Genomic DNA, 21,893 nt, shown 5'->3' with positions numbered 1-21,893 from the left:
CGACTTTACCGGCTCTTGACCATTCTGTCGTTCACGACCGCTCCCCGTCCTGCCGGGAACGGAGCGTCATCAGCCAGGACCGAGCGGTTTCGGAGTCCCGAGTTCCTGCGTTCACGGTCATCACCGCACGTCCCAGGCACACGGCCTTCAGCATCGACTCGGCCCGCTCGAACTGGTCTCCCCAGCCCAGGCCGGGCTTGGCGAGCATCAGCGAGGCGATGCCATGCGCGGCGGCCCAGAGTTCGAGGACGACGTCCTTCACCTCGTCGTGGTCGAACATGCCCTCGTCGGCGAGCTCGGTCACCGTGTCCACGAACCGCGTGTAGGCGCTGGCGGTCAGCACCTGGTCGACCTTGGAGGGATGTGCGGCGTCGGCGGGCTTCCCAAAGGCGACCCGGTAGAGCACCGGGGTCGCGACGGCGAATCGGATGTAGGCGAGCCCGAGTTGCAGCGCACGGTCCAACGGGTCGGTGATGTCCTCGGTGGCGGCGTCGAGCTGGGCGTCGAGTCGCTCGAAGTATCGGGCGCACACGGCGTCGAGCAACGCGCCCTTGTCGGCGAAGTGCAGGTAGATCGACGGCGGGGTCACCCCGACGCGAGTGGCGACCGCCCGGATCGACATGGCGGTGTCGTCTCCGTGCTCGACCAGGAGGTCACCCGCGGCCTCGATGATCTCCTCGGCGAGGATCTCACCTGCCCCGCGAGGCGACCTCGCCCGTCTGCGTGTCGTCACTGTTCTCCTGCGCTCGATCCTTCTCCTGAGTCCGGTACCGACGGGATGTGTCGTCCCCCGGGAGGTCTTCGGCAACTTCCTCGGACAACCCGAAGCGGTCGTGGAGCTTCCGCAGCGGGGGCGGCGCCCACCAGTTGGCGCGTCCGACGAGGCGCATGAATGCCGGCACCAGGAACATCCTGACCAGGGTCGCGTCCATCACCACGGCCAGCGCCAGCCCCACTCCGAACATACGCATGAACGACACCTGGGAGGCCGCGATCGCGGCGAAGACGATACTCATCAACAGGGCCGCCGCGGTGATCACCCGGCCGGTACGCGCGAGGCCTAACGCGACCGCGTGGTCGTTCGCCCCGCGGGTGCGGTCGGATTTCAGCCATTCCTCTCGCACGCGTCCGAGCAGGAACATCTCGTAGTCCATGGACAGACCGAACGCCACGCAGAACAGCAGGACAGGCACGGTCGCGTTGAGTGTCCCGGTCGCCGTCGTGCCCAGGCCGTCGAGGTGACCCTCCTGGAAGAACCAGACCATCGCACCGAAGGTCGCCGACAACGAGAGGATGTTGAGCGCCAGTGCCTTCAGTGGGAGGACAACGCTGCCGGTGAAGAGGAACAGCAGCACGAATGTGGCGACGGCGATGATGGCCAGCACCCAGGGCGTGTGGGCGAAGATCGAACTGACGGTGTCATCGGTGGTCGCCGCCAGACCGGTGAACAGGGTGTCGGTTCTCTCGGGTGCGGGTACCGCACGCAACGCGTCGAGCTGAGCCATGCCTGCATCGCTCGTCGGGTCGCGATCGGTGGACACGTTGACGACGTGCACGTCGCCGCGGCTCTCGTCGGGACTGCCGGGCGCGAGCGGCTCGCCGCGGACGAAGGTCCCCGCCGACGAACCGGCCGAGTTGACGTCGTCGACCTGCGACAGCGCTCTCGTGTACGCGGCGAGCGATTCCGGCCCCGCCGGCCCCTGCACGACAATGGTGATGGCCGAGGAGAGGTCGTCCTCGTAGTCGTCGCGGATCTCCTGCTGGATGGCGTGCGAACTGGCGGACTCCGGGAGCACGCGGTCGTCGGGGAAGCCCATCCGGAGTGAGAGGAACGGTGCGCCGAGGACCAGCAGGAAGATGGTGACCACCGCGGCGACCGGCAATGCATGGCGCAGCACCCACTGGACGAGGCGGTACCACCTGGTGTCCTCCGGCTCGCGCGGCTGCGGCGGCGGCAGACGCAGCAGCCGACGCACGGGTTTCCGTGCGTCGAGAGCGTCGATCCGATCCCCGAGGACCATCAGCACGGCCGGGGTGATGATGAGCGCGGAGAACGCCGCCACGGCCACGACTCCCAGGCCGGCGAAGGCGAAGGAACGCAGGAAGTACTGCGGGAACAACACCAGCGCACTGAGCGAGAGCGCCACGGTCACGGCCGAGAACGCCACGGTCCGACCGGCGGTCGCGAGAGTACGGACGATCGCGTCGGGACGTTCGAGTCCCCGGTCGACCTCCTCCCGGTAGCGCGTGAGCAGCAGCAACGTGTAGTCGATGGCCAACGCGAGACCCAGTGCGGTGGTCAGGTTCAGCGCGAACACCGAGACGTCGGTGACCGATCCGATCGCCCGCAGCAGCGCGAACGTCAGGATGATCGAGATGATCCCGATGCCGACGGGCAGGGCCGCCGCGATCAGTCCGCCGAACACGAAGATCAGCACGAGGAAGGTGATGGGGATGGCGATCGCCTCGGCCATCAACAGGTCGGACGAGGTCTGCTCGTTGACCTGGGAGTAGACGAGCGCCTGGCCGCCGACCCGGATCGAGAACCCGTCGCGTTCCCCGGTGAACTCCTCTTCGATCTGCGCGGCCCGGGCGGGGGCCAGGTCCTCGCCGCCCTCGAGGGCGGCGATGATCAGCGTCGACGTCCGGTCGCGGCTGACCAGCGCGGAGTCGAGGGCCGGGTCGGCCCAGACCGACAGGATCTGGTCTTGCACATGCTCGTTCGCATCGAGTTCACGGATAATGTTGTCGGCCAGGGCTTTCGCGGTCGGGTCGCGCGAGATGTCCACGCCGTCGGGACCGTCGAGTTTGAGGACGACCTGGATACCGCCGCGGTTGAACGTCTCGGCGAGCACCTTGTCGGCTCTCGCGGATTCGGCGTTCGGAGCGCTGTAGCCACCGGCCAGGAGATGTTCGGCGGCGGTCGCACCGTACGCGCCGCACACCACGATCAGCACGAAGGCGCCGAGCAGCACCCTCCTCGGCATCGCGATGATCAGCCGTGTCGATCGAACCACCGTGCGTCCCCCTCGCCTCGGTCGACTTACGGCGTTAAGTTATCAGCAGTAAGTTAGCGGGTCAACGGCGTTTCCCGGCGTGAACTTCCATCCCGAGCCCGCGACGCACGGTGCGGAGCTCGCGTTCGATGACGGCGGACTCCGAGCCGAGCAGCCCGGTCGTACGGATGATCTCCCGCAACCGGATCGCCGGGCGCGCGACGTCGACGAGGTGATGCAGCGGCGAACGACGTAAGCCCATCCGCCGCGCAACCGAGCGTTCCACCCACCGCGTCGAGATGGCGGAGAACGACGATCGGAGAACGGGACCGGTCACCGCATCGAGCGCGGAGACCAGGATCGAGGGCACCGGGATCGGCGCGGCACCGTGTACGACGCCGGGCAGGTCGTAGCCCTCGTGCAGCAATGCCTTGATGAGCACCTTCGACGAGTCGTCGGGCTGGAGTTCGAATTCGGCGGCCACCCGGAACAGGTCGGCTGCCTCGGCGTGGCTGGCCGGGAGCAGGTCGTCGTCGACGCCGATGACCCAACCGATCCACCGCCACAGATGCGTGATCGCCTCGCGTTCGGCGCTGCTGTAGTGGATACCGAAGTCACGTGCGACCAGCAGCGGCAGCGCGAGGAAACCGCAGGAGATGGTCATGACCGAATACGTCTGGTTGATCGGTACGCCCCACTCGGCTTCATCCCAGCCCGGCGCACCCTCGTCATGTGGGTGGCGAAGGACATCTCGGATGTAGGCGTGAAGCAACCGAATGCGCAGTGTCCCAACCCAACCCGGGTTCCCTGGAAGCATCGCGCCCGGTGTGGTGGCCTCGGCGACCCAGCGCGCGGTCGACTGCCCCCGATCGCGGGTTCCCAACCCGAGGCGCCCGGTCGCGACCAACGGCCGGACGAAGCCCTGCGCCTTGTATCCGTAGATCAGCGATTGGTAGAGCGTCGACGACTGAAGCGTGCCGAATCGCCACCACGCACGGGCCCCCGACGCCGCGAATGCCGCGTCGAACCAGGGTGGCGGGGCGCTCGTCACCTGCAGCAGGCGACGCATCGACGCCAGCATCTCGATCCGGTCGGGATCACCCGCCTCCGAATCCGCATGGGACTCCAGGAGATCGACGAGTGTCGAGAACGACATGCCCCGTTCGCGGGCCTCGACGACCACCGCGTCGGCAAGCGGATCGCCCTGCAACAGGCCGACCTCCAGACGGTCGACGAGTTCGGGATGCCGCGTGCGGACAGCCTCCCAGTTCCGTGCGCCGGTCACCGCTGCCGCGTCCATCCTCCGATGATCACCCGCTCAGGTGAGCGGGTCAAGGAAAGACGGGTCGAGGAACAAGCAGGTCACGGAGCCTGACTATGCTCACTCCGAAGCCCCCATAGCCCAAATGGCAGAGGCAGCCGACTTAAAATCGGCACAGTGTCGGTTCGAGTCCGACTGGGGGCACCGGGTTGTCGAACTCAGCGCGAGGTGCCGAGGTCCTCCGGCAGCGCCTCGGCGATCAGGCGAGCCATGGCCTCATTCCCCTTGAGGTTCTGGTGGAATCCGAGGTAGATGCTGGTCGGCACGAAGCCCTCGAACCACTTGTCCCCGGAGCAGGCGTCATGCCCGACGACCCGGTTCTGGATGTCGACGAAGACGGCGCCGTGACGTCCGGACACCTTCTCCAGAATCGTGTTGTACCGGGCCAGGAAGCCGTTCCGGATGAACCTGATGTCGGCGTCGCTTGCCGGGTTGGCCGGATAGCATCCGCGGTCGCCGAAGTACCCGCCCTGTCCGATCACAGCGATGACCGCCTTGGGCGCCCGCTTCCGGACGGCCTCGAGCGACGAGTCGACCGAGGCCTCGAGCGCGCGCAGCCCGTCGTTGATCCCGGTGACGTAGAAGGGATTGGTCCGGCAGCGCGAGTCCATGCCCTGGATCGGCGCGATACACCAGCGCGAGAGGTTGCCCCAGTTGGCGTCGTTGGCGCCGATCGAGATCGTGATCAGGTCCGTGTCGGGACGCACCGCCTCGATCTGCGGTGGATGGAATCCGTCGAACCGCAGCTGCGGCGCCGTGGTGATGTTCTCCCCGCGGGCGCCGACACAGGCCACCGTGCGGAACGACGTCGCAGCGATGGTCTTCGCGAGCAGGTTCGGGTAGGCCGTCTCCGACCGTGAGCATCCCTGGAACTGGGTGAGCGTGGTCGGGCTGGCCGCCCGCGAATCACCCAGGGCGACGTAGCTGAGCGACCTCCGCTCCCCGGCCGACGGAGCGGCGAGCGCCGGAGCGGCACCGAGCCCCACGACGACGGACATGGCAATCGCAGCGGTAACCACACGGGTCACGATGATGCGTGCAGCAGATGACCGGGAAGATCGCATGGTCGAATTCAACCAGTAGCCTCGGCTCCCGGCTCGATGTCATCCGTTCCGACGACGCACCGGCCGATAGACGAATCGGCCCACCTGTGCATACGCCATCCGCTCGCTTAGTCGTGAACTCAGCCTGCGTGCTCCGTTGAACACGTGGGCGTCCTTGCCGACCACCGCGCGCACCCAGCCGGCGAGCGCGGCGTCGATGATCAGGCGTGCAGCCTTTTCCGGGGCCATCGCGAAGTTCTTCGCCAGGGCTTCGGGGGTGCCGAGGGCCTTGGAGGTGTTGCGGACGAGGTCGGTCCAGATGGTTCCGGGGAGGACCGTGGTGGCGGTGACCTTCGATTTCTTCCCCCGCAGATCCTGTGCGAGGCCGTATCCGAAGAACGCAACCGCCGCCTTGCTGGCTCCGTAGAACGCCGCGCCCGGGAACGGTGCGAGCCCGGACAGGCTCGACGTGATGAGGACCAGTCCACCGTCGGGACGCTGTTCCAGATGCGGCAGGAAGGCCCGGGTGAGCCACACGGTGCCGTAGTAGTTGACACGCATGAGCAGGTCGATGCGGTCGTCGTCGACCTCGGCGATGGGTTGGGTGTCCTGCGGGATGCCGGCCATGTTGAACAGTCCGTCGACCTGCTCGACGTCAGCGAGCACGACCTCCGGAAACCGTTGCACCGCTTCGCGATCACTGATGTCCAGCTTGTGCCCGTGGAACCGGGAGTCGCCCACCAGCCGTCCGGTCTCCGCGAGACCGACCTCGTTGATGTCCGCGCCGACCACCCTCGCACCGCGGGAGATCAGTTCCAGTGCGACGCACCGGCCGATACCGTTGCCCGCACCGGTCACCACGAAGACCTTGCCCGTCAGTCCCTTGCCGTCGACGTCCACGCATCCTCCTCGACCGAGCCGATGCGGGAACCCTAGCAAGCGCTTGGTTGCCCTGTCTGTCCGGTGGTCGTACACGTAAGCCGCCCGGGTCAGCGGCGGGGTGATGCTGCGGTGGTGATGTACTCGGGGACATGTCCACCCGGGTTCTGGCCGTCGACTCCCCAGCCGCCGACGCTGTAGCCGCCGATTCCTCGGCCGCGCTGCTCACCCTCGGCATCTCGCTCTACTCGATCGCGATTCTCGTGTGCCTCGGCGTCGCGATCAACGCCGCACGGTTCCGTCGCCGTCGGCTTGCGATCACCATGGCGTGGGTGGTCGGCGTGCTGACGGTCGCGGGCGTGATCATCGCGATCCTCAGCAGCGTGCACGGAGGTTAGCCCGAACGCCGCCCCGGCGGCCTGATCCAGCGTGAGCCCCACCACTCCCGGCGTCGAGTGAGAGAACACACTCAATTTTGCACACGTCTGCAAGTTTGCATGGCTCTGCAACTTCCGTACCGTGGAGGAGTGCACCCGTCAGGACTCCGTGAGGCGAAGAAGGCCGCAACGCGTAAGGCGCTCGCCCGTGCCGTGCTCCGCCTGTCGACGCGCGACGGGATCGACCACGTGACCATCGACGCGGTCGCCGCGGAGGCGAACGTCTCGGTCCGCACCTTCCACAACTACTTCGCGGCAAAGAAGACGCCCTCCTCCACCTTGTGGACCTCCTACTGGATTCGGTCATCGAGCGGATTGAAGCCCGGCCGGCCGAGGAGAGCTTCTGGTGTTCGGTCCGGACCGCGGTGACCGAGACCGCCACCTCACTCGACGTCGGCGAGCCGGCCGAGATCGTTGCATTGCTGAGGCTTCTCGACACCGACCCGGCCCTGACCGCCCGATCCCGCGACATGGACCTCGACCAGACGGTCGAATCCCGGCTCACGCTGCTCTACGCCCGCCGCGGCCAGCGGACCGATGCGATGTATCCCCACCTGGTCGTCCACACCGCAATCACCGCCGCGCGAGTCGCCCTCGAGTTCTTCGTGGCTCGCGGCCGACCCGACCTGCCTACCGTGCTCGAGTCCGCCTTCGACCAGATGTCGGCGGGTCTGGAGCATTCCATTCCGCTCATGAGCCGCCCGGCCGACGCATCCCACAAGGAGCCCTGACGTGGCAACACACCTGTACCGACTCGGACGCTGGACGTACGAGAATCGCCTCAAGACGATCACGATCTGGGTTCTCGTCCTCATCGGATTGGGTGTCGGCGCAACACTGCTGGCCAAACCCACGTCCGAATCGTTCTCCATCCCGGGCATCCCGTCGGAGAAGGCGCAGGACCTGATGGTCGAGCGCTTCCCCGACGAACCCTCGTTCGGCTCGGACGTCGGCGTCACCTATGTGGTTCGCGCACCCCAGGGATCGACGCTCACCGAGCCCCGGTACCAGCAGGCGATCGACGACATGGTCGCCGACCTCAAGAACGTCGACGGGGTGTCGAGTCCCGACTCGATCGTCAATCCGTTCGTCTCCTACGGCACCGAACAGTCCCCCGGTCGACTCCGGGAACTGTCCCAGGCCTTCCAGGAGCAGACCTTCGGCAAGAGTGCCGCCGAGGCGGCGGCCGATGCCCAGGCGACCTCACCCATCAACTCCTCGGCCACCGTCGCGCAGTTCGGTACGTCCTTCGCCGTGGAGGCGTCGTCGGACATCACCGAGAGGTCCCGCGAGCAGATGGACGCCGTCGCGGAGGACGGGCGAGCCGCTGGACTCACCGTCGAGATGAAGGGCACTGCCACACAGCAATTCGAGCTCGGTATCACCTCCGAACTCATCGGGATCGGGGTCGGCGCACTGATCCTGATCCTCACCTTCGCCTCACTCGTCGCGTGGGGCATGCCGATCATCACCGCGATCGTGGGCGTGGCGATCGGCATGCTCGGCATCCAGATGGGCACGCACTTCTTCGATCTGAGCAAAGAGACCCCAATCCTCGCCACGATGATCGGACTCGCCGTCGGCATCGACTACGCCTTGTTCATCGTGTCGCGGTATCGCCACGAGGTCCATCGATCGTCGAACCGAGCTGACGCGGCCGGGCGGGCCGTCGGCACCGCAGGCTCGGCTGTCGTGTTCGCGGGTAGCACCGTCGTGATCGCGCTCGCGGCGCTGGCGATCGTCAACATCCCGTTCCTCACCGCGATGGGTGTCGCGGCGGCGGCCACCGTGATCGTCGCGGTGCTGGTGGCCCTGACCTTGCTACCAGCGATTCTCGGCCTGTTCGGCGGCAAGGCCTTCGGCGGGCGACTCCCTCGCCTCAACGCGCCCGATGTGGAACCGCACGAGGCCGAGCGCGTGCACAACGGCCAGCGCTGGGTCCAGCGCATCGTCGCCCATCCGCGCGCCGTCACCGCTGCGATCGTCGGCATCCTCGTCGTACTCGCGGTCCCGATGACCGGCCTCAAGCTGGCTCTGCCCAACGACGGGACCGCCGAGCCGTCGACGACACAGCGACAGGCGTACGACATGGTCGCCGACGGCTACGGGCCCGGGTTCAACGGCCCGCTCGTCGTCGTCGCCGATGGGCGCGGTATCGAGGACACGGGTGACCGGCTCCGCACGTTCGGCACCCTCGTCGACGACTTCGCCCAGATCGAAGGGGTGGAGATCGCGCAGATCGGCGCCGGCGGACTGAACGAGGCCCGCGACACCGCGAAGATCACCATCATCCCCTCAACCGCCCCGTCGGACGAGGCCACCCCGCAACTCGTCCAGACCCTGCGCGACATGGAGCCCCGCGTCGCCGCGGCCACCGGCATCTCGTACGGCGTGACCGGTCAGACCGCGATCGAGCTCGACATCTCCGACCGGTTGTCCGACTCGCTCATCCCCTACCTGCTGGTCGTGGTGGGGCTGGCGTTCATCCTGTTGATCATCGTGTTCCGGTCGATCCTGGTGCCCTTGACCGCCGCGCTCGGATTCCTGCTCAGCGTTGCCGCCACTTTCGGTGTCACGGTTGCGCTGTTCACCGACGGAGCCCTGGGCATCGTCGGGAATCCCCAGCCGGTGGTGTCATTCCTGCCGATCATGCTGGTGGGCATCGTGTTCGGACTCGCGATGGACTACCAGGTGTTCCTCGTGACGCGGATGCGGGAGGCCTACGTCCACGGCGCCGATGCGAAAACCGCCGTCGTCGAGGGTTACCGACACAGCGCTCGCGTGGTGGCCGCCGCTGCAGCGATCATGATCTCCGTGTTCGCGGCGTTCATGTTGCAGGACATGGCCTTCATCAAGGTGATGGGCTTCGCGCTGGCCGCGGCGGTGTTCTTCGACGCCTTCGTCGTCCGCATGACACTCATGCCCGCGGTGCTCACGGTGCTCGGCGACAAGGCATGGTGGCTGCCGCGGTGGCTCGACCGCATCCTGCCCGACGTCGACATCGAAGGAGAGAAACTCCGGCTCGACGACTCGGGCCCGTCGACCGACACCGCCCCGGATGCGGCGGTCCGCACCGGGCCCTGACGGCGGCGTCGGTCAGGCGACCTCGAACTCGCCCAGTTTCGACCACTCGTCCCCGTCAATGGTGGTGTTGATGACGTCCGGGGTCCGCTGCAGGTACTTGGGCAGCTCCTGCTGCGCCTGCTTGAAGTGCGGCGAGGTCACATGCGCCTCGGCCGCGTCGTCGTCGAATGCCTCGACCAGCACGTAGGTGTGCGGGTCGTCCAGCGAACGCGACCAGTCGAACCACTTGTTGCCCGGTTCGGCGCGCGTCGCCTCGGTGAACTCGCGCGACAGCTCCGGCCATTCGTCCGCATACTCGGGCTTGATGGGCCATTTCACGACGATGAGAATCATGCCTCGACCTTAGTCCCCGACCTCGGGACGAACTGTCGCAAAATGCGACTGGGACGGCTGTCCCAAAATGTCCCACCCGTCGACCTCTTCCGGCTACCGGAATCGCGAGACCTCCGCCGCCTCAAGGCATAGAGTGTGAAATCGACAACAAATGTCCTCACATCAGTGCGACAACGGAGGCGATATGCCGGACATCACCAAGTTCTACATCGACGGCCGGTGGGTGGAACCCGCCGAGCTCAACGTCATCGACGTGATCAACCCGGCCACGGAGAAGGCCGCCGGCCAGGTCGCGATCGGAAGCGCTGCCGATGTCGACGCCGCCGTGGAAGCCGCCCGTCGCGCCTTCGAGACCTGGGGCCAGACCACCGTCGAGGAGCGACTCGAGGTCATCAACCGGATCATCGCCGAGTACCAGAACCGCATGGGCGATCTCGCCGCCGCGGTCACCGAGGAGATGGGCTCCCCCGTCGGCCTCACCAACGCCGCGCAGGTTCCGATCGGCCTCGGCCACCTGATGACCGCCGCCGCCCAGCTACCCGGCTTCTCCTTCAGCGAGGACCGCGGCGGACACCGCATCGTCAAGGAGCCGATCGGCGTCTGCGGTTTCATCACGCCGTGGAACTGGCCGCTGAACCAGGTCATGTGCAAGGTCGCCCCGGCCCTGGCCACCGGCTGCACCATGGTGCTCAAGCCCTCCGAGGTGGCACCGTTCTCTGCCGCCATCGTGGCCGAGATCTTCGACGCCGCAGGCGTTCCCGCCGGTGTGTTCAACCTCGTCAACGGTGACGGACCGGGCGTCGGCGCCGCGCTGGCCGCCCACCCCGACATCGACATGATCTCGTTCACCGGGTCCACCCGTGCGGGCATCGAGGTAGCCAAGACCGCGGCCCCGTCGGTCAAGCGCGTCGCCCAGGAGCTCGGCGGCAAGAGCCCGAACATCATCCTCGACGACGAGGACTTCGCGAAGAACGTCGCCGGCGGCATCGCGGCGATGATGATGAACTCCGGCCAGTCGTGCAACGCCCCGAGCCGCATGCTCGTGCCGTCCTCCCGTCTCGACGAGGTCGCCGAGATCGCCAAGTCGGTCGAGCCGAACATCACCGTCGGCGATCCGACGACCGATGTGCAGCTCGGCCCGGTGGTCTCCGAGGCACAGTTCGAGAAGATCCAGGGCCTCATCGAGCGTGCGATCGCCGACGGCGCCACCCCGGTCATCGGCGGCGCGGGACGCCCGGAAGGTCTCGAGACCGGCTACTACGTGAAGCCGACGGTGTTCACCAACGTCACCAACGACATGGAGATCGCCCGCACCGAGGTCTTCGGTCCGGTCCTCGTCGTCATCGCCTACGACTCGATCGACGAGGCGATCAAGATCGGCAACGACACCGAATACGGCCTCGCCGGTTACGTCTCCGGCAAGGACATCGACGAGGTCCGCCGCATCGGTTCGCGCATCCGCGCGGGTTCGATCGGTCTCAACGGTGCCACGGTCGACCCGGTCGCACCATTCGGTGGCTACAAGAAGAGTGGCAACGGCCGCGAATGGGGCGACTACGCCTTCGACGAGTTCCTCGAGGTCAAGTCGCTACTCGGCTACGGCGCCTGACGCCACATCCTCTCTCAGGTCCGGCGGGCACATCCACATGTGCCCGCCGGTTTCCGTCTGTCGGTGCCGCGTCCGTCGGTGCTCAGACCGGGTCCTCGGCGCGGAAGTCGTTGCGCTCCACGACCCAGGACACCGCCATCCCGGCGACGAGCCCCCAGAAGGCCGAACCGATGTTCAGGACCGTCAGGTCCGACACCGAGACCAGGAAGGTCAACAGCGCGCCCATCGTGAACCGAGAGCCGAATGCCCCGCGGAACGCTCCCTGCAGCGCACCGAGGAGCGCCAGACCGCCAACCGTCGCGATGAACGCGGCCGGCATCGCCTGCATGAGCGTGACGAACACCGGCGCGAACACACCGATCACGATCGCGAGAACACCGAAGGTCAGTGCCGCGATGTACTGACGGTCGCGACGGCCGCCCGCCACCAGCAAGGCATTGGTGGGGCCGGTCAGGCACGACGAGATGGCCCCGACAGACGCCGCGAGTGCCGACCACAACCCGCTCGCCACGGTGATCACGTTGACCGGCGGACGGTGTCCGGCGCCGCGCAGCACCGCGACCCCTTGTCCGTTCTGTACGACGATCACGGTGATGGCGAGCGGCACCACCAGTTCCATCGCTGCCCGGACGGTGAACTCCGGGACCGTGAAGACCGGCACCGCCACGATCGACGACGCCGGGGTGTCGATGTGAAAGGACCCGGTCGCGACGACCGCGATGGCACCCACCACGAACGCGCCGATGATCGGCGGGACCCGCCGGCTCACCGTCTGATGGCACTGGAGCGCGAAGAAGGCCACCACGATCGGTACCGCGACCCAGGGGTCGGTCCCGACCGCGCCCACGACGTCGAGGCCGAACTGCAGGAACACTCCGGCGACCATGCCCATCACGATGGGCATCGGTATCGCCGACATCGCCTGTCGCACACGCCCGGTCAGACCCACCAGGACGATCAGCAGGCCGGTCAGGAGAAACGCACCGACGACCTCTGCCCACCTCAGGTGCGCCGAAGCCGAACCGACGAGCACCGTGCCGGGGATCGTCCACGCGAACCCCAGCGGCATCTGATACACCCAGCTGGCAACCACCGTCAGGATGCCGTTGAGCACGAAGACCCCGAAGATCCACGACGACAGCTGCGCTGTGGTGAGATCGCCCGCCGCACCCGCCGCGAGGATCACCGCCACCGGTCCCGACGCGGCAAAGATCAGTCCGATCAGGCCGTTCGCCAGGTAGGTCCCGCCGGCATCGCGCAGCATCGACGACGGGCTCGGCCGGGTACCGGTGGGCCGCTCGAAGCCGGTTGCGTACATGTGGGCGAGGCTAGCTCCGTATCCGGCGAGGACAAGGACACAGATTCCCGGGATTGATCGCGTGTGTTTATCGCACGACGCCCACGCGTCGCAGGCGCCGTGAGTACGATCGGCCTTCATGCTGATCCCCACCCACCCCGACTCGACCACCGTCCTCGACGTCGAGGTGACCGGCACCGGCGAGCCGCTTCTGCTCATCGCGGGCATGTCCGCACACCGGGAGATGTGGACCGCCGAACTCCTCGACCGACTGACCCCGCATTTCCAGGTCGCCGTCTACGACCATCGCGGCATCGGCGGGAGCAGCCGCGCGGAGGGTTCGTTCACCATCGCCGACCTCGCCGACGACGCGCGTGGTGTCCTCGACGGCCTCGGCTGGGACACCGCGCACGTCCTGGGCACGTCGATGGGCGGCATGATCGCCCAAGAGCTGACCCTCGGCCACGCCGACCGTGTGCGCAGCCTGGTCCTCGGCTGCACCACCGCGGGCGGTCCGGGCGCGATCGGCACCTCAGGCGCGCTGCGCCTGGTCGAGGCCATCGCCTCCCGCGACGCCGCGCGCGTCGCCCGCACCGCGTTCGAGGTCAACCTGTCCCCCGGATTCTGTTCCGATGACGGCGCATTCGAGAAGTTCACGAAGTTCTCCACACTGCGCAAGGTGCCGTCGGCGGTGGTCGCTGCCCAGGCAGCGGCCTGTGCGGGCCACGACACCCGCGATCGGCTGGCCGCCATCGACGTCCCCACGACCGTCATCCACGGCGACGTCGACGACGTCATCGGCGTCGCCGAGGGCGAACGGCTCGCCGCGGCCATCCCCGACGCCTCCCTCGAAAGGTGGGCCGGCGTCGGGCACATGTTCTGGTGGGAACGCCCCGAGCAGACGGCCGAGGTCGCCATCCGAACAGCGAAGGCAGCAGGCTGAACAGAGCCGGCGTAACGCCGGTCGGGTCGTCGAACGACATTCTTGACATCGGCACCGACGCGATCTTCGGGTGGCCACGTATGTCAGGAGCTCTATGTCGCACTCATCCCAGGCCAGCCCTTCCGAGGCCCCCGGTTCCGAGGCCCCCAGCCCGAAGCCCCGTCGTCTCTCGCCGCGCCGGCGGGTGTTGACCGGTATCTCGGTCGTCGCCATCCTCACGCTCGGCCTGTTCGGGGCGAGCACGCTGTTCGACTCGTCGAACACCGCCAGCGCCCTGCGCGGGCATCCGGAGAAGTTGCGCCCGGGCTGCACCTGGGACTCCTCCGGATATTTCGTGCAGAACTGCAAGGTGTGGTCGGAATCCCAGCAACGTCACGTGATCGTCCAGATCCGCGCCTCCAGCGGCAGCGACAGCGGCGTCTACCTGCTCGACGGCATGCGCGCCAGCGAGACCCGCTCGGCGTGGACCACCGACGTCCAGGCCGCCCGTGTCTACGACGCCAAGGCCGACACAACGCTGGTCATGCCGGTCGGCGGCGCGTCGTCGTTCTACACCGACTGGGACGGTGGCGCAGGCAGCAACAACACCATCATCAAGCAGGAGACCTTCCTGACCTCCGAGCTCCCCGCGTACCTGGAGGAGCAATTCGGCGTCGCCCGCAACAACAACGCGATCGTCGGATTGTCGATGTCGGGCGGCCCCGCGGTGACGCTCGCCGAGCGGCACCCCGAGCAGTTCAAGGTCGTCCAGGCGATGTCGGGTTACTACCAGACCGACAACCCGATCGGCGCCCTCGGCGTCTTCGCGACGCAGAGCCTGGTGTCGAACTACGTCAGCGGCATCGTCAACATGTGGGGCAAGCCGGGCGGCACCCGCTGGACCGACAACGACCCGTCGAAGAACGTCGGCAAGCTCGCGGAGAACGGTCAGGTGCTGGTCATCTCGTCGGGCAACGGTTTCCTCACCCCGTCCGAGCTGGCGAAGCTCGCCCCGCAGGATCAGATCTCGGCGATCGCGCTGGAGATCCTGTCGGCGGTGTCGACCGTGCTGATGCAGCTGCAGGCCAAGCAGTCCGGCGCGTCGGTGATCTCGCTGCCCAACTACGGCGGCCACACCTGGGAGAACTGGGGTCGTGCTCTCGGCGACGGCAAGGGTCACGTCCTCGAGGCGCTGCGCAACAACCCGCCGGTCACCGCGAAGACGACGGTCGTGTCGGCATCGGGCAGCCCTGATCCCGAGGCCCCCGCGAAGGTCACGATGGCCGTGAAACAGGCCGCCGCGGCCTCCCCCGCCCTCGACGCCACTGTCCTGGCCGCACTGGAGTCGACCGACGCCTCCTCCCCGTCGTCGGAGACCTCGTCGTCGGAATCGGCCGGCCCGTCCGACGCCTCGGAGTCGGCTGCACCGTCGAGCGATGACGTGTCGGCATCCGTACCCGCCGCACCCGAGTCGGCAGCGGCCGAATCCGCCGCCCCTGCAGAGCAATCCGCCGCGACGACGACGGACCCCTCCGCACCGGAGCCCGCGCCGTCGGCTCCGCCGGTCTCGGAGCAGCCCGCGTCGTCGACGACGACCACGACACCGGTTCGGTAAGCCGGCTCCGTTGAGGGAGTCAGCACTAGGTATCGCTGAGCGATACCTATTGCTGACCCATCTGTCGGCCCTCGTCGCCACCGCGCACAGCGGATAGGTTTACGAGGTGAACTCCGCCGATCTGGCCGACCTCGTCGGCACCGACACCATCGCCGTGGTGATCGCCTCCGGGCTCATCCTGGTCTGGGGTCTGGCACTGGGTGTGTGGAAGTACCACGGGATCCGCACGTCGCCCGAACACACCGCGCACGTCTACGTCGACATCGCTCATCGGGCGGCGCTGATGTACTCGTTTGCGACCCTCGTCCTCGCGGCCCTCGTCGAGCTGAGTGCGTTTGGACCGGTGGTCAACCTGGTGGCCGCCGCGGTGCCGATCGTGTTCTTCGTCGCCGCGATCGCCGCGTACTGCATCCACGGCGCACTGCGCGACACCACGAATCAGTTCGAGAAACCGATGCCGGGGACGTATCTGTTCATGCTCGCGCTGATCGTCGGCGAGATCGGCGGCGTGCTGGTGCTTCTCGCCGGCGTCGCTGTCCGCCTGACCTGACCGGCGGCTGCGTTACGACGCTGCGGGCGAGTGCCGCTCCAGCCAGCTCACGACCTCGCCGAGGACCACGTCCTGCTCGGGTTCGTTGAAGATCTCGTGGAACAGGTCGTCGTAGATGACCAGCGTCTTGTCCTCCGAACCCGCGAGCCGCTCGACGAGTTCGCTGCCCTTCGGGTCGGTGAGGGCGTCGGCGCCGCCATGCATCACGAGCACCGGCAGCTGCAGTGACGGCAGGCGCTCCGGGAACGACTGCATCGTGGCGATCATCGCCCCGCCCAGCCCGGCCGGAATCTTTCCGCGCGAGACGAGCGGATCGGCGTCGTAGTCCGCGACGACGGCCGGGTCACGGGAGATGCTCGACGAACTCAACGCAGTGGTCGGCAACCCCGGCGCGATCCGCCCGAGCACCGGCGCGACCTTCACCGCCAGCGGAGACAGGTCATCCCCGGGCAGCACCGCCGCGCCCGAGAGGATGAGACCGTCGAGCTTCTCCTGATGGTCGAGTGCATAGTCGAGCGCGATACAGCCGCCCATGCTGTGCCCGATGAGGAACGTCGGGAGCGCATCGTCGGAGACGTGAGCGATGACGGTGTCGAGGTCGTCGGTGAACTCGGCGAAGCGGCGCAGGCGCATCCGCTTTCCGCCGGAGCGTCCGTGCCCGATGTGGTCGGGGATCGCCACCAGATAGCCCGCGTCGACGAGGCGCTGGGCCACGTGGCCGTACCGTCGGCCGTGTTCGGCGAGCCCGTGGGCGATCACCACGACGCCGCGCGGATCGCCCTCGGGCCGGTGCACGTCGTAGACGATGTTCTGGCCGTGCGGTCCGCGGAAACTGTGCTCTTGCGGTGTCATTCCCTGCTCTCTCGTTTCCTGCTCTGGCGCCCTGCTCACACGAACGCGGATCAGTGGAGGCCCAGCCGCGCCGCGACCGACTTGCCCGCGGACTCGAGCACTCCGAGCGGACGAAGCGCGGCCTCGCCGATCCCCACCAGCACCTCGACCCGGGCGACGACCCGCTCGAGCCGCGCCACGACATCGGACATCCGGCCGACGGTGGTGTCCACCTTGTCGAGTGTTCCCGACATCCGTACGAGAGTCGCATCCAGCTTCTCGATCGTCGCGTCGAGATTCCCCATGGTCGGGCCGAGGCCCTCCAGGGTCTCGCCCATGTCGGCGAGAATCCCCTCCAGCTGCTCGACCGTCACGTCGGCATTGAATGCGGCCTGCGCCAGCTTCTTGATGCGTTGACGCTCGGGCGGCTTCGATGACGAGGTGTCGACCATGGGCTGGATTATCGCCCACCGGTCGCCCACCGGGAGAGCGAACGCGTGAGGAATAGTCCGGCGCCCTCGACGGTTGAGGCACACAGAGTTGCTCAAATTTGAGTGACTCACGAACGAAGGAGCACCTCATGCCTGCCGTCTCCGCCGACACCTTGACTCTGGCGCGCCTGTCCTCGCCCGGGGTCGACGCCATCGAACGACCCGTCCGCTCGGTCACGCGCGGACCGCGCGGATACGAAGGAGAAGGGTTCCCGGTGGTGCGCGCCTTCGCCGGCGTCTCCGCCGCCGACCTCGATCCCTTCATCCACATGGACCAGATGGGTGAGGTCGACTACGAACCCGGCGAACCGCGGGGCACCTCCTGGCACCCGCATCGCGGCTTCGAGACCGTGACCTACATGATCGACGGCCGGTTCGCCCACCAGGACTCCGCCGGGGGCGGCGGCCTCATCGAAGACGGTGCGACGCAATGGATGACGGCCGGGTCCGGCATCCTGCACATCGAGACCCCACCGGCCGAGCTGGTCGAGTCGGGCGGGCTGTTCCACGGCATCCAGCTGTGGGTGAACCTGCCCGCCAAGGACAAGTTCCTCCCGCCCAACTACCAGAATCTCGAGGGCGGTCAGGTGGGCCTGGTGACCTCCCCGGACGCCGGGTCGCTGATCCGGATCATCGCCGGCGAGATCGACGGCCACCGCGGGCCGGGATCGACCCACACACCTATCACCCTGGCCCACGCCACGGTGCAACCGGGTGCAGGGGTGTCGATTCCGTGGAATCCCGAGTTCAACGCGCTGGTCTACGTGCTGTCCGGGCGTGGGCGGGTCGGCGCGGAGGGTCCTCCCATCGAACAGGGGTCGCTCGCGGTGCTCGGCAAGGGTGACCGGATCACCGTGGCCGCCGACGGTTCGCAGGACAGCAACCGTCCCGCGCTGGAGGTCCTGCTGCTCGGCGGCCGGCCGATCCGCGAGCGTGTGTTCCAGTACGGTCCGTTCGTCATGAACACCAAGCAGCAACTCGTCGAGGCGATCGAGGACTATCAAGCCGGCCGACTTGGTGTCATCCCCCCGGATGCGCTGATGCCGCACACCGTTCGCTGATCCATGGCCCGACACTCCCCCGCCGGGTCCGACGATCTGCAGGCCGCGTGGCGCGTCTTCATCGAGACCGCCGCGCGGCTGCAGACCATGCTCGACGACGACCTGCGTGCCACCGCCGGGATGAGTCTCGCCGACTACAGCATGCTGCTCATCCTGCACGAGAGCGAGGGCGGCCGACTGCGGATGCGAGACCTGTCTTACCGCATGGTGTTCTCCACGTCGCGTCTGTCCTACCAGGTCGACGCGATGGTCAAACGTGGTTGGCTGCAGCGCGAACGCGCCGCCGAGGACCGGCGTGGTAGTTACGCGGTGCTCACCGAGGCCGGGCGTGCCGCTTTCCGCGAAGCCGCCCACGACCACGGTCGGTGCGTCGACGACCTGTTCTTCACCGCACTCCGCCCCTCGGACGGACGCGAACTGCGTGCGGTGATGGAAAGACTCGCCGCGCATCTCGACGCCACCCACCCGAGAAACCAGGAGACCTGATGTCGCTCACCATCATCCGTGCCACCGAGCGCCATCACTGGCGCAACGAGTGGCTCGAGTCCTGGCAGTCTTTCCCGGCGACGGGCAACTTCGACCTCGCCGCGAACGCCCACGGAGTCCTGCTCGTGCACAACGACGATCGGGTCGACGCGGGCGAGGGACTCGACCGCCACCAGCACCGTGACGCCGAGATCGTCACGTGGGTCCTCGACGGAGCACTGCGCCACCGCGATTCCACGGGCAACGACGGCATTCTGAAACCCGGCGTGGTACAACGCATGACGGCCGGCCGCGGGATCGCCCACAGCGAGGGCAACGCGACCGGACGCCTGAACGGCACCGACCTGCGTGTGGTCCAGATGTGGGTAGCGCCGGACGAGGCGGGCCTGGCACCCGGGTACGCCGAGGCCGACGTCACCGACGCACTGGCGAGCGGCGAACTCGTGGTCGTCGTCTCCGGACTGTCCCGCCACGCGACGACGGCACCGGTCACGATCAACAACTCCGCCGCCGCCCTGCATGTGGCGCGGATGCCCGCCGGCAAGACGGTGACGCTGCCCGCCGCACCCTACGGTCACCTGTACGTTGCACGAGGGAGCGTCGACGTCGACGGCCACACCCTCGGCGAGGGTGATGCCGTGCGCACGAGAAAGGCCGGCGAGATCTTGCTGAACAGCCCCGGCGGAGCCGAGATCCTGTTCTGGGAGATGCACGCCGGCGTCGCCTGAGCCCGCTGCCGGGTCAACCGCCGAGCTGCGGTGCCACCTTCGACGCGACGAGGTCGAGATGGTCGAGGTCGTCGAGATCCAGTGTCTGGAGATACATCCGGGTGATACCGAGTTCGCGATAGCTCTCGATCTTGGCCGCAACCTCGTCCGGTGTGCCCGCGGCGCCGTTCTCGCGCAGTTCGTCCGGCTCCCGGCCGATCGCCTCGGCGCGACTGCGGAACTCGGCTTCGGTGCTGCCGCAACACAAGACGAGTGCTCCCGAGTATGTCATGGTCTCGGGGCGACGCCCCGCCGCGGCGCAGGCTGCCCGCACGTTGCCGATCAGCTCGCCGGCGACGTCGACGGGCTGGAACACCACGTTGAACTCGTCGGCGAACCGCGCCGCCAACGCCGGGGTGCGCTTCTTGCCGCTGCCACCGACGATGATCGGCGGGCGCGGGTTCTGCACCGGCTTCGGGAGTGCCGGCGAGTTGGTGAGCCGGAAATGCTCACCGCGGTAATCGAACTGACTACCCTCGGGCGTACCCCACAGCCCGGTGATGATCTCGAAGCTCTCCTCCAGACGATCGAACCGTTCCTTGATCGACGGGAACGGGATGCCGTAGGCCTCGTGTTCGGGCTCGTACCAGCCGGCGCCGAGCCCGAGTTCGATTCGGCCGCCGCTCATCTGGTCGACGTTGGCGACCGCGATCGCGAACGGGCCCGGAAGACGGAAGGTGGCCGACGAGACCAACGTGCCCAGACGGATGCGCGAGGTCTCACGCGCGAGACCTGCCAGCGTGATCCACGCGTCGGACGGGCCCGGCAACCCGTCGCCACCCATGCCGCTGTAGTGGTCGGAGCGGAAGAAGGCGTCGTAACCGAGATCCTCGGTCGCCTTCGCCACGGCGAGCAGCTGGTCGTAGGTCGCACCTTGTTGGGGTTCGGTGTAGATTCGCAGTTGCACGGTTTCAACTTACGCGCAGTGGGCACTCACCTCGTGGACGAGTTCCCCGGCCGCCCATCCGGCCCCGTGGCGAATCCGAATCGCATGTGTACGACACCCAACCCGGTACTCGCCGGGTACTCGACAAAGGAGTCCGAAAATGAAGACAGTTGCGCGTACAGCCCTCGGTTTCGTCGTCGCGGCGGCAGGTGCCACCGCAGTATCGCTCGCCGCCGCCCCGTCGGCGGGTGCGGCACCGTCGGTGTGTCCGGCCCTGCCCGGTCAGAGCTCCTCCACGACCTCCTGTAGCGCCGAGTCCGGCCCCAACGGTCTCGCACTCGCCATCACCGACAACGGCGGTAAGGCCAGCTCCACCGCGAACAACTTCGCCGGCCCCGCAGCCATCGCCCTGGGCCCCGGTGCCACCGTCACCATGACCGGTGAGCGCGGTGGTCTGGCCATCGGTATCGCCGGACCCGGCGCCGAGGTCGTCGTCGACGGCAAGAACGGCCCGACCTGCAAGGGCGGCCCCGCATTCGCCGGTGACTTCCAGACCTTCAAGGGCTGCATGTCCTGATCCTTCGCGCCTGACGGGTGCGAACGGGGCGACCGGCCTGGAGCCCTAGGGTCGGCCTGCCTCTCTATCCGGTACGGCGTGTCAGCCGAACAGCCCGCGCAGATATGCGGCCTGTCCGATGTGTTGCGCGTCGTCGTCGACGACGCTGACCAACCGGACGCCGAGCGTCACCGGCGGGTCCCAGTTGGTGTCGACGATCCGGTCCAGATCCGAATCGGTCAGCGCCGCAATGTAGTCCACGCTGACGGCGTGCGTGGCGTCGTAATAGTCGCGGAGCAGGCCCGCATCGTCGACGACCACCCGGGCCACCTCATCGGTCGAATGGCCATACCCGGTGTCGGCCGGCGAGAACGGCAGATCGAATCGCTCGGCCCAGCCGGCGCTCACCCACACCTCGTCGGCGCCGGCGACGTCGGCGACCTGCGCATCCTGAACGCGTGTCAGATGCCAGACCAACCAGGCGATCGTGTTGGCACCCGACGCCGGGGCCCGGTTCAAGACCTCGGGTTCCAGGCCGCTGAGCACTGCGTGAACATTCTCGGAGACGCGACCGAGACCGTCGATTAGCACATCTGTGGCACGCATGCGGCAATTTTAGTTCGCCGTGCGCGCAAAGATGGCGGGTCCGCACATCCGTCAGCATCATTCTTCCGGTGTCTGAACAGAACCAGCCTGCCGTGACCCCCGACAACGGCACGCGCTCCACCC

The 21,893-nt window shown here is 67.5% G+C and carries 23 protein-coding genes and 1 tRNA gene; 13 read left to right on the top strand and 11 right to left on the bottom strand.

The window, feature by feature from the left end:
- Positions 1-31 precede the first annotated feature (31 nt).
- The 3 genes from PWF70_RS07515 to PWF70_RS07505 all read right to left on the bottom strand — a co-directional run bounded on the left by PWF70_RS07515 (position 32) and on the right by PWF70_RS07505 (position 4,296).
- Positions 32-733, bottom strand: a complete 702-nt coding sequence (locus PWF70_RS07515; protein ID WP_035750487.1) for a TetR/AcrR family transcriptional regulator — start codon at positions 731-733, stop codon at positions 32-34.
- Positions 690-3,017 carry an MMPL family transporter gene (locus tag PWF70_RS07510; RefSeq protein ID WP_035750484.1) on the bottom strand — a complete coding sequence of 776 codons (2,328 nt, stop codon included), beginning with the start codon at positions 3,015-3,017 and terminating at the stop codon, positions 690-692. Before PWF70_RS07510 ends, PWF70_RS07515 begins: the two co-directional genes overlap by 44 nt.
- Positions 3,018-3,078: 61 nt before the next feature.
- Positions 3,079-4,296, bottom strand: coding sequence for an oxygenase MpaB family protein (locus PWF70_RS07505; RefSeq protein WP_042375960.1), 1,218 nt, complete (start codon positions 4,294-4,296; stop codon positions 3,079-3,081).
- Positions 4,297-4,387: 91 nt separating this feature from the next.
- On the opposite strand from PWF70_RS07505, the gene PWF70_RS07500 reads away from it, so the two are divergent.
- Positions 4,388-4,461 (top strand) — tRNA-Leu (locus tag PWF70_RS07500).
- A gap of 14 nt (positions 4,462-4,475) precedes the next feature.
- On the opposite strand, the gene PWF70_RS07495 is transcribed toward PWF70_RS07500, so the two are convergent.
- The gene (locus tag PWF70_RS07495; protein WP_127963452.1) at positions 4,476-5,381 is read right to left on the bottom strand and encodes an SGNH/GDSL hydrolase family protein; all 906 of its coding nucleotides are present in this window, start codon (positions 5,379-5,381) and stop codon (positions 4,476-4,478) included.
- A 39-nt stretch (positions 5,382-5,420) separates the two neighbouring features.
- Entirely contained in the window at positions 5,421-6,260 is an 840-nt protein-coding gene (locus PWF70_RS07490; protein ID WP_006357685.1) for an SDR family NAD(P)-dependent oxidoreductase, read from the bottom strand.
- A gap of 131 nt (positions 6,261-6,391) precedes the next feature.
- Here PWF70_RS07490 and PWF70_RS07485 point away from each other — a divergent pair, with 131 nt between their 5' ends.
- The 4 genes from PWF70_RS07485 to PWF70_RS07475 all read left to right on the top strand — a co-directional run bounded on the left by PWF70_RS07485 (position 6,392) and on the right by PWF70_RS07475 (position 9,760).
- Positions 6,392-6,637 (top strand): hypothetical protein, encoded by a 246-nt coding sequence (locus PWF70_RS07485; RefSeq protein WP_006357684.1) that lies wholly within the window; start codon positions 6,392-6,394, stop codon positions 6,635-6,637.
- A 129-nt stretch (positions 6,638-6,766) separates the two neighbouring features.
- Positions 6,767-7,045, top strand: coding sequence for a TetR/AcrR family transcriptional regulator (locus tag PWF70_RS24120; RefSeq protein WP_006357683.1), 279 nt, complete (start codon positions 6,767-6,769; stop codon positions 7,043-7,045).
- Positions 7,042-7,407 (top strand): acyl-CoA-like ligand-binding transcription factor, encoded by a 366-nt coding sequence (locus PWF70_RS24115; protein WP_006357682.1) that lies wholly within the window; start codon positions 7,042-7,044, stop codon positions 7,405-7,407. Before PWF70_RS24120 ends, PWF70_RS24115 begins: the two co-directional genes overlap by 4 nt.
- A gap of 1 nt (position 7,408) precedes the next feature.
- Positions 7,409-9,760, top strand: coding sequence for an MMPL family transporter (locus PWF70_RS07475; protein WP_035750480.1), 2,352 nt, complete (start codon positions 7,409-7,411; stop codon positions 9,758-9,760).
- A gap of 12 nt (positions 9,761-9,772) precedes the next feature.
- Here the strand turns inward: PWF70_RS07475 and PWF70_RS07470 are convergent, their stop codons facing one another.
- Entirely contained in the window at positions 9,773-10,093 is a 321-nt protein-coding gene (locus PWF70_RS07470) for a putative quinol monooxygenase (protein WP_006357680.1), read from the bottom strand.
- 184 nt (positions 10,094-10,277) lie between these two features.
- Here PWF70_RS07470 and PWF70_RS07465 point away from each other — a divergent pair, with 184 nt between their 5' ends.
- Entirely contained in the window at positions 10,278-11,702 is a 1,425-nt protein-coding gene (locus tag PWF70_RS07465; protein WP_006357679.1) for an aldehyde dehydrogenase family protein, read from the top strand.
- An 82-nt stretch (positions 11,703-11,784) separates the two neighbouring features.
- On the opposite strand, the gene PWF70_RS07460 is transcribed toward PWF70_RS07465, so the two are convergent.
- On the bottom strand, positions 11,785-13,020 hold the full coding sequence (locus tag PWF70_RS07460) for a benzoate/H(+) symporter BenE family transporter (protein WP_006357678.1): 1,236 nt from the start codon (positions 13,018-13,020) through the stop codon (positions 11,785-11,787).
- Between the two features lie 118 nt (positions 13,021-13,138).
- On the opposite strand from PWF70_RS07460, the gene PWF70_RS07455 reads away from it, so the two are divergent.
- The 3 genes from PWF70_RS07455 (at position 13,139) to PWF70_RS07445 (ending at position 16,086) form a co-directional block, all read left to right on the top strand.
- Complete coding sequence (locus PWF70_RS07455; protein WP_006357677.1) at positions 13,139-13,942, top strand: alpha/beta fold hydrolase; 804 nt, start codon at positions 13,139-13,141, stop codon at positions 13,940-13,942.
- A 94-nt stretch (positions 13,943-14,036) separates the two neighbouring features.
- A complete protein-coding gene (locus PWF70_RS07450) occupies positions 14,037-15,536 on the top strand; it encodes an alpha/beta hydrolase (RefSeq protein WP_035750474.1) in 1,500 nt (499 codons plus the stop codon).
- Between the two features lie 106 nt (positions 15,537-15,642).
- Positions 15,643-16,086 carry a hypothetical protein gene (locus tag PWF70_RS07445; RefSeq protein WP_035750471.1) on the top strand — a complete coding sequence of 148 codons (444 nt, stop codon included), beginning with the start codon at positions 15,643-15,645 and terminating at the stop codon, positions 16,084-16,086.
- A 12-nt stretch (positions 16,087-16,098) separates the two neighbouring features.
- Here the strand turns inward: PWF70_RS07445 and PWF70_RS07440 are convergent, their stop codons facing one another.
- Positions 16,099-16,938 (bottom strand): alpha/beta hydrolase, encoded by an 840-nt coding sequence (locus PWF70_RS07440; protein WP_035750468.1) that lies wholly within the window; start codon positions 16,936-16,938, stop codon positions 16,099-16,101.
- A 50-nt stretch (positions 16,939-16,988) separates the two neighbouring features.
- Positions 16,989-17,369, bottom strand: a complete 381-nt coding sequence (locus tag PWF70_RS07435; RefSeq protein WP_005195626.1) for a hypothetical protein — start codon at positions 17,367-17,369, stop codon at positions 16,989-16,991.
- Positions 17,370-17,497: 128 nt separating this feature from the next.
- Here PWF70_RS07435 and PWF70_RS07430 point away from each other — a divergent pair, with 128 nt between their 5' ends.
- From PWF70_RS07430 to PWF70_RS07420, 3 genes are read left to right on the top strand one after another with little or no spacing between them, the layout of a single operon-like run.
- Positions 17,498-18,469, top strand: coding sequence for a pirin family protein (locus PWF70_RS07430; protein ID WP_035750462.1), 972 nt, complete (start codon positions 17,498-17,500; stop codon positions 18,467-18,469).
- 3 nt (positions 18,470-18,472) lie between these two features.
- Positions 18,473-18,955, top strand: a complete 483-nt coding sequence (locus PWF70_RS07425; protein ID WP_035750459.1) for a MarR family winged helix-turn-helix transcriptional regulator — start codon at positions 18,473-18,475, stop codon at positions 18,953-18,955.
- Positions 18,955-19,683, top strand: a complete 729-nt coding sequence (locus PWF70_RS07420) for a pirin family protein (protein ID WP_035750457.1) — start codon at positions 18,955-18,957, stop codon at positions 19,681-19,683. The genes PWF70_RS07425 and PWF70_RS07420 overlap by 1 nt, the downstream gene beginning before the upstream one ends.
- A 13-nt stretch (positions 19,684-19,696) precedes the next feature.
- Here PWF70_RS07420 and PWF70_RS07415 read toward each other — a convergent pair whose 3' ends face one another.
- Positions 19,697-20,629, bottom strand: a complete 933-nt coding sequence (locus tag PWF70_RS07415) for an LLM class F420-dependent oxidoreductase (RefSeq protein ID WP_035750455.1) — start codon at positions 20,627-20,629, stop codon at positions 19,697-19,699.
- Positions 20,630-20,768: 139 nt separating this feature from the next.
- Between PWF70_RS07415 and PWF70_RS07410 the strand changes: the two genes are divergently transcribed.
- Positions 20,769-21,185, top strand: a complete 417-nt coding sequence (locus PWF70_RS07410; RefSeq protein ID WP_035750453.1) for a DUF6764 family protein — start codon at positions 20,769-20,771, stop codon at positions 21,183-21,185.
- An 81-nt stretch (positions 21,186-21,266) separates the two neighbouring features.
- On the opposite strand, the gene PWF70_RS07405 is transcribed toward PWF70_RS07410, so the two are convergent.
- On the bottom strand, positions 21,267-21,770 hold the full coding sequence (locus PWF70_RS07405; protein WP_035750450.1) for a mycothiol transferase: 504 nt from the start codon (positions 21,768-21,770) through the stop codon (positions 21,267-21,269).
- Positions 21,771-21,893 lie beyond the last annotated feature (123 nt).

It is taken from the genome of Gordonia sp. Swx-4 (assembly GCF_030316175.1).
GTDB classification, from domain to species: domain Bacteria; phylum Actinomycetota; class Actinomycetes; order Mycobacteriales; family Mycobacteriaceae; genus Gordonia; species Gordonia alkanivorans.
The sequence above is the reverse complement of the archived record's forward strand: the minus strand, read 5'-3'. Positions and strand labels throughout refer to the sequence as shown.